A 13,885-nucleotide genomic window follows, 5' to 3' on the forward strand; every position below is an offset into this window, starting at 1 on the left:
GAGGACTAGGAATTGGGCGGCAAAGTCGTGAAATAGAAAGTTGTCCCTCGATCGACCTCTGAGTCTACCCAAATTTGTCCTTGATGGCGTTGGATAATCCGTCGAACCGTCATTAATCCAATGCCATTACCCGGAAAGTCCTCATACGCATGCAATCTTTGAAACGCATTAAACAAGCGCCCTGATTGAGCCATGTCAAATCCAGCCCCATTGTCTCTGACGAAAAAAACCGGAGCTTTCGGCATGACTCCAAATTCAATTTCTGCGATCGCTCGGCGGCTCGTGTATTTCCAGGCATTGCCTAGTAAATTCTCTAGAGCAACTCTGAGTAGTCTTGCATCTCCATAGGCTGTTAAATCTGCCTGAATCGTAACCTCTACTTGGCGATTAGGCTGAGTCTGTTTTAGGTCTTGTACGATCGCACTGGCGATCTGGCTCAAATCGACTTGCTCGACCTGCATATCCAATCGAATGATGCGAGAGAGCTTAAGTAAATCTTCGATCAAATCTCCCATCCGCTGCACAGACGCTTGAATATAGTTCAAATAGCTTTTGGCCTCACCCTCAAGTTGCGTAACATGATCCTCAAGTAGCATGTCACTAAAACTTTTAATCCGTCTCAAGGGCGCACGTAGGTCATGAGAGACTGCAAAACTAAATGCTTCTAATTCTTGATTGATTTCAGTTAAGCGTTGATTCAATTGAGTTTGAGTATCTGCATAGTCCTGAAGCGCGATCGCCGTTTGCTTGCGGTCTGTAATCTCTTCTAGAATCAGCAACAGTCCGCTTGGAGATTGATCTTGAGGCTGATAAAACAATGGCTCAAATTTGAGTTCAAACCAGCGCTGCGATCGCTCTACTTCAAACGGAGTTAACTGCTGCAATTTTTCCTGCCATTGGTGCGGAGTGATCCAGTTGGGAACTAATTGTGATTGAAGTAGCATTCCAACTTTGACATTCAGCCAAGTTGCCGCCGCCGGATTGCAGAACCAGATAAAGCCATCTAAATCTGCGGCAAGTAACCCGATCGATAAATTTCGAGCGATCGCAGCTTGAGCCGAATGCGATCGTCCAAATTGTTCTGCAAGCGTCGCAAGTTGCTGCACTCGCTGCATCGAAACAGGTTGCTGAGAAAGTTGAGGAGAGACGAGCAAAGATTCATCAACTTGGCGAAGCACAATATCGCTATAGTAACGATTCCAGAGTTCTTGAACTTGGCGCTGTAGCATCGCATTTAAGCTGAGTCGCTCTTGGAGAATCGTAATACTGACAACTGCTAGAACAAATAAAATCGGAGTAGCAACACTGAACCAAACTGAACCGAACTTCAAAGCAAGGACACAGTAACCAAACCAAAAAATTACTAAACCTAACCCGATCCAAACTTGTGTCATCGTTTGCCAGCGATCGAGCCATCGACTCAACCCCAATCCGAAGAACACGAGCACCCCAAAGCTCCAACTCTTGGGCACAGGTTGCAGCACCTTATGCTGGAGTACATTATTGATCGCCGTTGCATGGAGATAGACCCCACTTGTTGGAGGCGCACGATTAAACGGGGTAATCAATTCGTCATAACCTGTTGCCGTCATTCCCACTAAAATAATCTTGTTCTCAAACGCTTGGATCGGCACTCGATCGCGCATCACATCGACAAAAGAATAGCTCGGAATATGCTGACTTGCTCTTGACCAGTTCAACCAGAGCGGTTGATTTGGCGGAGGCAGCGTTACATCCTTACCCATCATGAAATACCGTTCCAAAGTTGCAATTGCAAAAGATGGGCGATCCGGAGGCGAAGCCGGAATGCTGCGAGAAATCCCATCGGCATCAATCTGCTTGCGAATATGCCCCATTGCGCTAGCCTGAGACCGCAATGAATCCACTGGGAGCAACGGTACGCCAAGATTATCTTGAGCTGTTGCGAGCACTACGGCTTGATGCTGTGCGATCGCATCTGCGAGTTTTAAATCTTCTGCGCTCGGCTCTGACCAAATGATGTCAAACGCAACGATATTCTCTTCTGCTCTTGCTAGCACGTTTAAGAGTTGAGCAAAGCGATCGCGCTTCCAAGGAAACCGTCCTAATTCCGCCAAACTGCGATCGTCAATCTCCACAATTACAATTCTCGAATCCCAAGACTGCTCACCGCGAACCAGAAAAAGCACCTGATAAGCGAGATTCTCAAGCGGTTGTAAAACTCCGAGCCATGACAACGTCAAAATGAGCACGATTGAGATTAAGCCTGATCGCAATCGTCGTAAGTTATTGAAAAGCCAGCGCATAGTCACGTCGAAGTCCAAGCGGAGTCAACACCGTTACGCGCACCTGCGGAAACGATATTGCATCCAGTTCGACCCTAAATTTACCATTGCGGTCTGTGTTCTGCTCAATGTCGTTGACGAGAACGGTATTAACTGCATCGACTTGCCCGTCTAATCGCAGTCGTCTCACCCCATTCTTAAACGATTTGACAAATTCATACTTCAAAGTCGTATCGTTGCGGAGCGGAACCGGATCAGACGGAGGCTCGCCTGGAATCGTAAAATTTTGAAATCCAGCATTCACGAACACACTTTTACCTTGAGCGCTCGATTCTACACTCCCTGCGCCAGTTGCAATACTCATTTTGCCGTTCTGCTGGACATTTACCCCAAATTCAGTCCCACGCACCCCTGCAACTCCTGCTGGCGTTTCAATTTCAAGCTGCGACTCAGGGTTAGTAAATGGACGAACTTGCACTTGTACTCGTCCTGTCGTCACATTTAAGCGGGTGACTCGCCCACCATTGGAGGTAGCCTCTAGCTGACGCACATTGACTCTAGTGTTTTCGGAAAGATTGACTTGCCCAATGCCTAAATCAATCTGCAGGACTGCACTTGATTTTTTCCCAGTACTGGCTCCATCTCCAACAACTTGCAAGCGATCGCCCGATCGAGCAGGACGCGAGCCTGTATTCTGCCAATATGTGACTTGTCCTTTTAATTGTTGCAGACTCAACCATCGATTCACTCTGACGGTCACATCTCTTGCTTGAACAACTTTTATCCCAGTCAGCACCCCAATTCCACACAGCAATAAAACGCTGATTTTTGCTGATTTCTGAGCAAAAGTTAAATCCTGAAAATTCTTCATAGGGTCGTGTCAAGCTAGTGATTTCATCGTAAATTGTGCCAAAAGTACGAACGCTATACTTCTACAAGATTTACAAATGAAACGCTGATTTTATCTATCAGAAAGCATAGGATAATTAAGGTGAAAAACTGGTGAATTATGAATTTAGCGAAGTGACCAGCCTAAAGCATCAGCGACTTGATCAGAAAGCATTGCTGGATCAAAGGGCTTTTTAATCACTGCGATCGCACCAGAATTGATGGAAGATTGCAGATCTAAAACCTGAGTTTTAGCTGTTAAAAAAATAACCGGAATCTGAGAAGTTTTGGGATTTTCTTGCAGCTTTTTTAACGTCGTCAACCCATCCATATCCGGCAGCATCATATCGAGCAAAATCGCATCGGGCTGTTCAAATTCTGCGGTCTTGATTCCTTCTGCGCCAGAAGTTGCGACGCTCACTTGCATACCGCCGACCAGTTCTAATGTGGCTTTGACAACCATGCGAATATCCATTTCATCGTCAATCAGCAAAACGCGATGTGCAGCCATAGTCATAGAATTAAATCGGATCGATCGGGAGCGTAAAGAAGAATGTGCTACCCGCCCCTAATATACTCTCAACCCAAATTCTTCCACCATGCTGATTAACAATGCTTTTACAAATCGCAAGTCCTAACCCTGTGCCACCTTGCTGTCTTGAATCCGAAGCATCCACTTGCTGAAATCGCCCAAAAATTCGCTCGATCTTATCACTCGGAATTCCCCGCCCTTGGTCTTTCACAGCGATCCAAACTTCTCCAGGATGCAATGCTGCACTCAGTTCCACCACGCTCTGCGGCGCAGAAAACTTAATCGCATTGCTCAAAAGATTCGTTAAGGTTTGAATCATGCGATCGTGGTCAACACACACTGTGATGGACAGTGTGTTTGCTTTCAGTTGAACATTGGCAGCATTCGCACTCCCCTGCATTAATTGCAGCGATTGCATCATCAGATCGTTCAGGTTACAAAGCTGAGGGGAAATGTTGACTTCAGCCGCATTCAGGCGCTCAAGATCGAGAATGTCATTGATCAATCGAACTAAGCGATCGGTGTTATTCACGGCAACTTGCAGAAAAGGCTGACACGCTTCAGGTAATTCGCCCAGTCTGCCCATCAGCATCAAACCGAGCGAGGCGCGAATTGACGTTAAGGGAGTGCGCAGTTCATGGCTGACGACAGACACAAACTCATCTTTCATTTTTTCGACAGCTTGCAGTTCACTAATATCTCGAACAATCCACGATTGCCCAGTGACAATTCCTGCCGAGGATTTGACAGGTGAGATCGTTAGGAAGACATCGATCGCGGTTCCATCTTTGCGGTAGTGAACAGTCTTTTGGGTCTGCTGGTCTTTCTGTTCGTCAATGTATACGGGATTGTGCCGACAGACTAATGTTGTAATCGAGTGTCCTTGTGCTTCTTCTCGACAATAGCCATAGGTTTTTTCTGCACCCTTATTCCAACTCAGAATGATTCCATCTAACGTGGTGCTCATAATTGCATCATTGGAAGATTCGACGATCGCAGCTAACTGTTGCAACGATTCATTTGCAATTTGCAGTTCAGCAGTGCGTTGCTGGACTAGGCTTTCTAATCCTTCGTAAGCCTGACGAAGTGCGGCTTCTGCCTGTCGTTTCTGTCGTCGAACTTCCGCTTCGCGCAGTTCTCGCTCGATCGCGGGAACTAACCGACTCAGCGATTCTTTGAGGAGATAGTCATGTGCGCCCGCCCGCATGACTGCAACTGCTGTTTCTTCTCCCATGCTTCCCGACACCACGATGAACGGCAGATCTAAGTCGAAAGATTGAACGAGTTCTAGAACTTGGTGAGCCGTGAAACCAGGGAGCACATAGTCAGAGATGATCATGTCCCAAGTTTTGGAACTCAGCGCTGAGCGTACAGCTTCTAAGGAGAGAACGCGCTCAACCTCTAACTGATACCCTGCTTTGCGTAGGGGGTACAGCAGTAAAAGCGCATCCTCCTGCGAGTCCTCAACCAGTAGCAATCTGAGCGAATTTTCCATTTACAGTTGGGCGAGTTCCGAGACTGCATGTTGTTGGATCGTTTGCAGGCGAGCAAGGCGATTGAAGATTCGGGTCGCCAGGATAGACGGAACCACAGGTTTCATCAAATAGTCATCTGCACCGATTTCAAAACTTGTACTCTGAGTCTGAAAATCTTCGCAGACGGTGAGAAAAATAATGGGGAGCCAGCACCATTGCTCACTAGCACGAATCGCCTTGCACAACTCTAATCCGTTCATTTCGGGCATTTGCACATCGAGTAACACGAGATTCGGCTGTATCTCATCTAAGGTTTGCCACAGCTTCGATGGAGATGGCAGCGGAATGATCTCGACTCCTAAGGGACGCAGCACTTCTTGCAGCAGGTTCAGCAGCATTTCATCATCATCGATCGCTAAAACTTTCGCTTGAATGGGAACCGGAGTCGAATCAGAGGCAGAGAGAGGACTAGCTGCATTCTGGGAACTTGCCTCAGAAGAGGAGGCTTGATCTTTTATTCTTAAATACTGCTGTAAGTCATGAACCAAGTCTGCAATTCGCTGAATTACTTGAGGCTCATGCAACCGATCAGACTCAAACAGAATTTCGAGTTGTTGAGCAATCTGTGAACCTTCTGAGAACCCAAACATGCCTAAAGCACCTGTCAACTGATGGGCACTCTGCGTGGCGTTCGAGCGTAGCGTTTCGGAGCATTCGCCTGTCCTTAGAGCCGTTGCAGCTTGTTGTAAAACGGTCAAACGCTCAAAACTCAAGCCTTTGACCTGTTGCCAAATTTCAGCGACGAGCATTTGTGTTCGTTCCGCTTGCGGATTGGGCGGAATTTGAGGTGCATCGTTGATGGCTTCATTCGCACTTAGCCCGTAGCCTTGCCCGTATAGCGTTTGAATCAAATGCTCTGCACCGACTGGGCGCAACGCTCGGCGAATGCCTTTGATATGGGCTTTGATCGTTGATTCATCGGGCAGATCATCATCAAGTGCCCATAGTCGATCGAGGATTTCACGCCGACTGAAAATGCGCTGAGGATTGCGGAGAAATAGCTCTAGCAAGGCATATTCTTTGGGTCTTAAATTGATGGGTTGACCTGCAAAGGTGAATTTGCGATGGGCAGGTTCTAATCGCAATCTGCCCCATTCTAAAACGGGAGACGAACTGATGCCTCGACGCTGAAGTGCCCGCACCCGCGCCACCAATTCTTCTGGATCAAAAGGCTTAATCATATAATCATCTGCGCCCGCATCGAGTCCTAAAACGCGATCGGCTTGATTGCTGCGAGCTGTCAGCAGCATAATCAAGATATCGGGTTGATGCGTTCTTAATTTTCGGCAAAAGCTGATGCCATCTAGTTTGGGGAGCATGATGTCCAGGAGTACGAGGTCATAGGGAAAAAATTGCAGCATTTCCCATCCTTCCTGTCCATCTGTAGCAATATCGACAACGTGACTCTGACGAACTAATGTTGCTGCCAACACAGTAGATACTTGGGTATCATCTTCTACTAATAAAATTCTCATTGATTTATAGAGATTATCGGTGCAAGGGTCTAATCGTTGTCCTGGATCGAGTCTACATTCAAATCAATCTCATTGCTGCGTTCTTCCAAATCAATGATTGAATCTTCATCTCCTAGATTGTTGCGGCGAATCTGCTCAAATGCTTCTCGTGTAAGCTGATGTAGCTGAAGATTGTTCGCTTGAATTCCATCTAGTAATTCAATGATGATGTCGCTTTGATCAATCTTTTGATCAATCTCTAGTTCAGTTAAGGCAAAAATTTTAGATTGATAAGTCTCGCTGTCTGCGGCAGCGCGATCGCAGACCTGCTCGATTCTTTCAATCTGTTTTTGAATCCCATTCAGGCGATCGAATCGTCCCTGTCGGGTCAACATTTCACAACTGATTTTTAGTTTTGTCACCGTCTTGCGGAGCTTCTCACACGCATCATCGAGATCAGATAAGCGATCGCTTAAATCACTCTGCAAGCCGTCTAAAACCTCGATAGTCGGAAGCAATGCACGGTCAACTGGCTCCGTCCTAAAACTTGCTCCATGCTGTTCTAGGAAACGTCTTTGCGAATTGGATAGTCCTTGGTTTCCGCCAAATCGAGCTTGCTGCACGATCGCACTTTGCCAAGTCACACCGACTAAAGTTGATGCAAGTAAGTTGGCATTGTTGAGCATCGCTGCGGTGAAATCAGAATAGCTCAGATAAGTTCGGTTTAATCTTGCCCCGCGCAAGCTCGCATCCTTGAAGTGTGTTCTAAGCATAGCTGCACCACTGAGTTGAGCATTGGTCAGAATAGCATTTTCAAATGAAGCTCCGCTCAGATAAGCCCGGTTCAGCTTAATCTCAGTCAAGTCTGCTTCATGAAATGTACTATCGTTCAAGCTCGATCGTGTAGCAATCGCAGCTACTAACTTTGCACCATTCAGCGTTGCACCTGTGAAGTTTGCGCCCCGCATCATCGATCGACTTAAATCTGCGCGACTGAGATTCGCATTGCTAAAGTCAGCACCTCGCATGACCGTATCGGTCAAATCTGCGCCCCAGAGCTTTGCGGTGTTTAAATTTGCGCGGCTCAGACAAGCGCCAGCCATTTCTACTTTAAATCCGTCTGCTCCTTCTAATTCCGCCCCTTCGAGTATGGCTTCGTGCAATTTTGCTCGGCTCAATTGCACAAAGCACAGATTCGCATTCTCTAAAATCGTGCCGATTAAGCTTGCCCGATACAGGTTTGCGCCATAGAGCTTGGCACGGCGCAGATTAGCGCGATCGAGAATTGCCTCTTGCAGATTCGCTAACTTGAGATAAGCGCCTTGCAATTCTGCGCTGGTTAGATTCGCACGAGACAGACGAGCATTTTTGAAGTCTGCCCCTGCTAGAAAAGCACATGCTAGGTTTGCTTCATCGAGCAATGCGCGTCTGAAGTTAGCTTCATACATTCGTGCATCACGCAAATCTGTGCCTTTGAGGTTGGCTTCTCTCAAATAAGCATTTTGCAGATTTGCACTGCGCAGTGTAGCAGATTCGAGACAAGCAAAACTAAGATTGACGCGTTCGAGTGTCGCTTCGGCAAAGTTCGATCGCGTTAAATCTGCGCCTTCTAATTTTGCCCCTTTGAGATCGGCTCCGATAAAGACAGCGTGTCTCAAATCAGCTTGAAAAAAATTTGCCCCTCGAATCCAAGCATCACTCAAAATCGCTTGATAAAAAGTGGTTTCGCACAAGGCTGAGCCGCCTAGGTTCGCTTCTTGGAATTGTGCGTGACTAAAATTGGATTCGCAGAGGTTGGCATGGCGCAACGTTGCCTGAGAGAAATCTGCAAAGCAGCAATCAACTCGAATCATCCGAGCATGAGAAAGGTTTGCTCCTTGAAAATTGGTCACTCGCAGAATTGCGCCGCTGAAATCCGCGCCGATCAGCGCTGTTCCGGTAAAGTTTGCGCCGGTCAGATCGCAGTTTTGAAAGTTCGATCGCGTTAAATCTAACCCACTGAAATCCTGACCTCGAAGGCTTCGTCTTTCATAGTTTTCGCACACTCGCCCATTCCTCCGCTGAATTTCTCTGTGGAATTACGGAAGCAAATTGGCTTTATTCTACGAAAGATTTTCAGTCTGTGCCATGTACCAGGCTTGCAGCGCAATTCGATGCACCTCTCGCCAAGGCAACTGTGTCGCTTTCGCAAGTTTGGCGCAGTCTTCGTATTCGGGCTGCACATTGACGATCGCGCCATGCCGTGAGGCTACCTTGACCTGCACTGTCCCCAATTCGGTCTGCACCGGATCAAATCGTCGATCGAGCGCGGTTCTCTGTTGAACGGTTCGCCGAATTCCTAACGTCGTTGTTTCCTGAAACACGATCGTTTCACACCGTTCGACCTGTTCAGGCGCGCAAATCACCGTTAATAAAAGCCCAGGACGCGATTTTTTCATGCCGATCGCTTGAGTAAACACATCGAGTGCCCCCGCTTCTAGCAATTGCTCAAACAGATACCCGATCGCTTGGGGGTTGAGATCATCGACTTGAGTCTCAAGCACGGTAATCATTTCTGTATTCGTCTTTTGCTCAGGAGTCGAGTCGAGCCTGCCACTTTTGGAATCTTCCGCAGGAGAAACAGCGATGCTCTGGAATGCTTCCCGATGTTCTACTTCCCCAATCCAAATCCGTATCATATTGGGAATTTGTAAGTCGATCGATCCGGCTCCTAAGCCAATTTGTTTGACTCTCATGCGAGGAGCCGCGCCAAACTCATCTGCCAACGTCACTGCGATCGCGGCTCCGGTTGGCGTGACTAATTCTTTCTCAATGCCATTGCTATAAATCGGTACATTCCCCATCTCAAACAATTTCAGCACAGCGGGAACCGGAACGGGCAAGCGACCATGAGCCGCCCACACTGTCCCACCTCCTGTGGGCAAGGCTGAGCAAACGATGCGATCGACATCCAGCCAATCCAACCCCAAACAAGTACCCACAATATCGACAATCGCATCGATCGCCCCGACTTCGTGAAAATGCACTGCTTCGGGCGGAATTCCATGCACTGCCCCTTCCGAGACTGCCAACTGCCGAAACACTGCCAAACTCCAAGCTTCGGCTCTCGGTGGTAAGTTTGCACCCTTGATCATTTTTTCGATATCTGGCAGATTCCGTAATTCATTGTGATCATGTGCGTGATGATGCTCATGATGATGAGAATGCTCGTGCTCGTGATGATGGGAATGGTGATCGTGGTGATGATCAGAATGATGGTGCTGATTTTGATGATGAGAATGCTCGTGCTCGTGATGATGGGAATGGTGCTGCTCAGATTTCAGCATCACATGAACTTTCGTAGCGCGTTGCCCATTGCGTTGAACGGTTTCGGCTTTCAGTTGATATTCTTCTGAAATTCCTAAGCGATCGAGTCTCTCTGTCAGATAGGCTAGAGGAACACCCAAATCAACTAGTGCGCCGAGGCACATATCTCCAGCAATTCCAGTCGGACAATCTAGATACGCAATCTTGCTCATTACACTTTGAAAAGGGTGAATTGACATTTTCCACATTACACCCGCACTCGCTTATGGCAACGCTTTACCGACTCCATCCCGACAATCCCCAATCCCGCACGATCGACCAAATCGTGGCTGAACTCCGCAACGGCGCAGTCATGCTCTACCCAACCGATACCGTTTACGCGATCGGGTGCGATCTCAATTCAAAATCTGCCATTCAGCGCGTTCGGCAACTCAAACAACTCGCTAACGACAAACCGCTGACCTTCCTTTGCTCATCGCTATCGAATATTGCTCATTATGCGGTCGTGAGCGATCGTGCCTATCGCATCATGCGCAGTCTGATTCCTGGCAGTTACACGTTTCTTCTGCCTGCCACCAAACTCGTTCCAAAATTGGTGATGAGTCCGAAGCGCAGAACTACCGGGATTCGAGTTCCCGATCATCCGGTCTGTCAGGCATTGTTAAAAGCGATCGACAATCCGATTATTTCCACGTCTGCCCATATTCCTGTCGAAGATGAAACCATTCCGCTCAAAGTCCGTGATCCTGAAAATCTTTCTTTACCGGAACTTTTTGACAGTATGGATCGACTGGTGGATGTAATTGTCGATACGGGACAAGAACCGACTCAACTGGTTTCAACCATTTTGGATTTAACAAATGACGAGCCTGAAATTGTTCGCAAGGGATTAGGATGGGAAACTGCTGCAGACTGGGTGTTGGAATAACAGCCATCGCCCAACTCTCGCCACTTTGGTGACTGTCACGACTTGGGGGGTACACTCGATTCATCCTCTTATGCGATCGAATGCCCTTGAACTACGAACACTTGGAACTTTGCGACTCTCAAACGGGACAAACACTTTATACCAGCCTCACATCGTATGTAACCAGACCAGAAACTGACACACGATTTGGGAACTCTTCCCGAAGCGCTGCTGGATCTGCGTGTAGCGACTGATGTGCACTACCAAGTCAGGATTCTCATGAAAGCAAAGTCTACCCAATCTACTCCGCGCGATTCTTCTCTGCTGACAGTACCTATGCCAGAAACAGATATCGCTGCCAACGCAGTTCAAGCCCAACTCGATCGCACTGCACAGCTTGCGAGTTTGCTTAAAACCGAGATTGAAGCTGAGTTAAACATTCAATCGAATACGATCGCACAAGTCGCTCACCGCATTGCGACTGAAGTCGATCGCATTTGCAGTAAGAGCGATCGCATTCAGTCATCTGGACAGATCAGTTCATGGCGGCTGACGCTTGCCCGTTACCGTTCTCAGAAATGCGTGCATTACTATCAGCTTGGCTCTCAGCGCGGCAGAGTTGAGCTTCATAGCAACCTGAGTACCATGGTGTATCGTCCGATTGCACCTGCTCATTTGCAACTGACCTTTCAAGCTCGTTACACCCTAATTGAAGATTTCTTACAAGGGTTCTACACTGAGTCTTTAAGAGCTTTTCGGCGTGAGAATGAACTCGCAGAGACGTATCAGCCGCGAACAAAGCTAGAGCTAGCAGAATATATGGCGTTCACTGAGCAGTATGCAAAGCGCCGGATCACGCTGCCTTCTCAACATAATCAGCAGCTCATTATCTTACGCGCTCAGCGGTTTGCGAGCCGACAACCGCAAGAGATTGCAGTCGATATTGAAACTGCAATGGAAACTGCAAAAAACGATGAAGCAGACACGTACGGGCGATCTGCAGTGATGCAGATGATTCGAGAGCAGATGGTTTCGGACAAAGGCGATGGTTCCGAGTCGGTCTTGCGCGATCGAGTTGTGATGGAACTGATGCACTATCTAGAATCGCAAGATCAAAAGGACTGTGTAGACTATCTCACCTTGAAGCTACAAGACCTCTCTGTTCCAGAAATTGATGAGATTCTAGGGCTTACGCCTCGCAAGCGTGACTATCTCCAACAGCGCTTTAAGTACCACGTCGAAAAGTTCGTCACGTCTGGCAATTGGAAGCTGGTGCATGAATGGTTAGGCGCAGATTTAGATCAAAATTTGGGCTTGTCTCCGAATCAGTGGGAAATGTTTCTCGATACGCTTTCAGACGAGCAACAACAGTTGTTGCAATTAAAGCGATCGGGTGTGAGTGACCAAGAGATTGTGCAGGTCCTCAAATGCACAACCAAGCAGCTTCAGAAGCGATGGGGAGCATTGCTTGATGTCGCGAGACAACAACGCAATCAAGCCAAGTAAGCTGCTCGTTCAAGTTTGGTCTAGTTCAAGTTTGGTAGTGCGATGGGATGGAATGTCAACCATCCCATTTTTTTGCTTTAGCGACAGGTACTGGGTGCTTTGCGAGGTCCGATATTGATGCGATTGAACTCAGACAAGTTTAGGGTAGAAGAACTAAACGCATTTCCCGCATTTGACCAAGTGCCTAGTTTCAGATATCCTGGCGGATCAAACGGTTTATTTTGCCGCGATCGTCCCTCTGCATCTGAAAATCGCACAGGCAGATTTACCACTCCTGAGATGGTATTTCCTTTCACAGTTCCGGTCATACATATTGCTAGATCATCAGGGCGGGCAAAGATTCCAACAATTCGATTGCCTGCTTTAGTAAACAGAAAAGTAAAACTTCCGGGTCTGAGCTGCTTGTCAGTAACATTCATCGAAGGCGCACCGTTCCAGTATCGATATGAGCCATCGACGAGATCAGCGATCGCTGCACCTGGCTGAGGCGTGCTTGATTGAGGTGGACTTGATTGAGGCTTATCTGCTCCAACTGATCGGCAAACGAGCAAATCGTTAAACGGCTTAAACCCTTCGGGGTCAGAAAATCCGCGCAGTTCAGTAAAGAAGGTCGGATTACTCAACATTTGCTGCCGAACAGCGGGAATCGTAGAGTTGTAGAAAATCATTTTACGCGTTTGTTGGTAGTGTTCTAGATATGTGGATATATGGCAGAATGAAAACGATGTGTTAGAGGGCTGAGTCGAGATGGTCCTAGAACCTGTTCAATGTCCCGATTGCCAGAGTGTGGATGTCGTTAAGCATGGTCGCAGTGCTGCTGGAAAACAACGGTATTGTTGCCGTAACTTAGAGTGTTCGAGACGATCATTTATCTTGAACTTTAGCTATCGAGGACGACTGCCTGAAGTCAAAGCGCAAATCAGCGACATGGCAATCAACGGCAGTGGTATTCGTGATACCGCCAGAGTGTTGAAGATTAGCCCAACGACTGTGATTGAAACGCTGAAAAAAAGTCAAGTCAACTTGAACAAGTAAACATAAGTCTGCTCGAACAGCACCAACCGGATAACACTGCAGTCATGGTCGTCAGAGTCGAGGCGGCGGAGATGGACGAGATGTGGAGTTTTGTCGAGTCAAAGCAGCATCAACGATGGTTGTGGCACGCGATTGACCATCAAACTGGAAAAGTCCTTGCCTATGTGCTAGCCACCCATGAAGACTCAGCTCTTAAGCAACTTCAGCAACTGTTAGCTCCTTTTTCGATTCAACGGTTTTACACCGATAGTTGGGGAGCTTACTTGCGATTGCTAGATGAGCAGCACCATACGGTTGGCAAAGCCAACACACAGCGCATTGAGCGGAAACATCTAACTTTGAGAACTCGGATCAAGCGGCTTGCCAGAAAGACGATCTGTTTTTCCAAGACTGAGAAGATGCATGATACTGTGATTGGATTATTCATCAATCGTCATGAGTTCGGGCGAGCAGTATAA

General features: G+C 47.5%; 11 protein-coding genes. 3 read left to right on the plus strand and 8 right to left on the minus strand.

All coding sequences use genetic code 11. From position 1 onward, the window contains the following. Positions 1-5: 5 nt before the first annotated feature. The 7 genes from LEPBO_RS40315 to larC all read right to left on the minus strand — a co-directional run bounded on the left by LEPBO_RS40315 (position 6) and on the right by larC (position 10,191). On the minus strand, positions 6-2,285 hold the full coding sequence (locus LEPBO_RS40315; RefSeq protein ID WP_017290298.1) for a CHASE2 domain-containing protein: 2,280 nt from the start codon (positions 2,283-2,285) through the stop codon (positions 6-8). Next, the gene (locus LEPBO_RS0124830; RefSeq protein WP_017290299.1) at positions 2,266-3,135 is read right to left on the minus strand and encodes a FecR family protein; all 870 of its coding nucleotides are present in this window, start codon (positions 3,133-3,135) and stop codon (positions 2,266-2,268) included. Before LEPBO_RS0124830 ends, LEPBO_RS40315 begins: the two co-directional genes overlap by 20 nt. A 144-nt stretch (positions 3,136-3,279) precedes the next feature. Next, positions 3,280-3,669, minus strand: a complete 390-nt coding sequence (locus LEPBO_RS0124835) for a response regulator (RefSeq protein ID WP_239741222.1) — start codon at positions 3,667-3,669, stop codon at positions 3,280-3,282. Positions 3,670-3,673: 4 nt separating this feature from the next. Then, positions 3,674-5,179, minus strand: coding sequence for a sensor histidine kinase (locus LEPBO_RS38195; protein ID WP_017290301.1), 1,506 nt, complete (start codon positions 5,177-5,179; stop codon positions 3,674-3,676). Further along, positions 5,180-6,694: a response regulator gene (locus LEPBO_RS0124845; RefSeq protein ID WP_017290302.1), complete on the minus strand. Its 1,515-nt coding sequence runs from the start codon at positions 6,692-6,694 to the stop codon at positions 5,180-5,182. Between the two features lie 29 nt (positions 6,695-6,723). Next, complete coding sequence (locus tag LEPBO_RS0124850; RefSeq protein WP_017290303.1) at positions 6,724-8,718, minus strand: pentapeptide repeat-containing protein; 1,995 nt, start codon at positions 8,716-8,718, stop codon at positions 6,724-6,726. A gap of 57 nt (positions 8,719-8,775) precedes the next feature. Then, positions 8,776-10,191, minus strand: a complete 1,416-nt coding sequence (larC, locus tag LEPBO_RS0124855; RefSeq protein WP_017290304.1) for a nickel pincer cofactor biosynthesis protein LarC — start codon at positions 10,189-10,191, stop codon at positions 8,776-8,778. A 53-nt stretch (positions 10,192-10,244) separates the two neighbouring features. On the opposite strand from larC, the gene LEPBO_RS0124860 reads away from it, so the two are divergent. Together LEPBO_RS0124860 and LEPBO_RS0124865 are read left to right on the plus strand one after the other, a co-directional pair. Next, positions 10,245-10,907: an L-threonylcarbamoyladenylate synthase gene (locus LEPBO_RS0124860; protein WP_017290305.1), complete on the plus strand. Its 663-nt coding sequence runs from the start codon at positions 10,245-10,247 to the stop codon at positions 10,905-10,907. 258 nt (positions 10,908-11,165) lie between these two features. Then, on the plus strand, positions 11,166-12,392 hold the full coding sequence (locus LEPBO_RS0124865) for a HetZ-related protein (RefSeq protein WP_026148904.1): 1,227 nt from the start codon (positions 11,166-11,168) through the stop codon (positions 12,390-12,392). A gap of 77 nt (positions 12,393-12,469) precedes the next feature. Here LEPBO_RS0124865 and LEPBO_RS0124870 read toward each other — a convergent pair whose 3' ends face one another. Continuing rightward, positions 12,470-13,060: a hypothetical protein gene (locus LEPBO_RS0124870; RefSeq protein ID WP_017290307.1), complete on the minus strand. Its 591-nt coding sequence runs from the start codon at positions 13,058-13,060 to the stop codon at positions 12,470-12,472. Between the two features lie 79 nt (positions 13,061-13,139). Here LEPBO_RS0124870 and LEPBO_RS45645 point away from each other — a divergent pair. After that, a protein-coding gene (locus tag LEPBO_RS45645; protein WP_455565126.1) for an IS1 family transposase occupies positions 13,140-13,885 on the plus strand; the annotation gives its coding sequence in 2 pieces (ribosomal slippage) (positions 13,140-13,395 and positions 13,395-13,885; 747 coding nt in all).

Origin of the sequence: Leptolyngbya boryana PCC 6306 (assembly GCF_000353285.1) — a bacterium.
In the GTDB taxonomy this organism is placed as follows: Bacteria; Cyanobacteriota; Cyanobacteriia; order Leptolyngbyales; family Leptolyngbyaceae; genus Leptolyngbya; species Leptolyngbya boryana.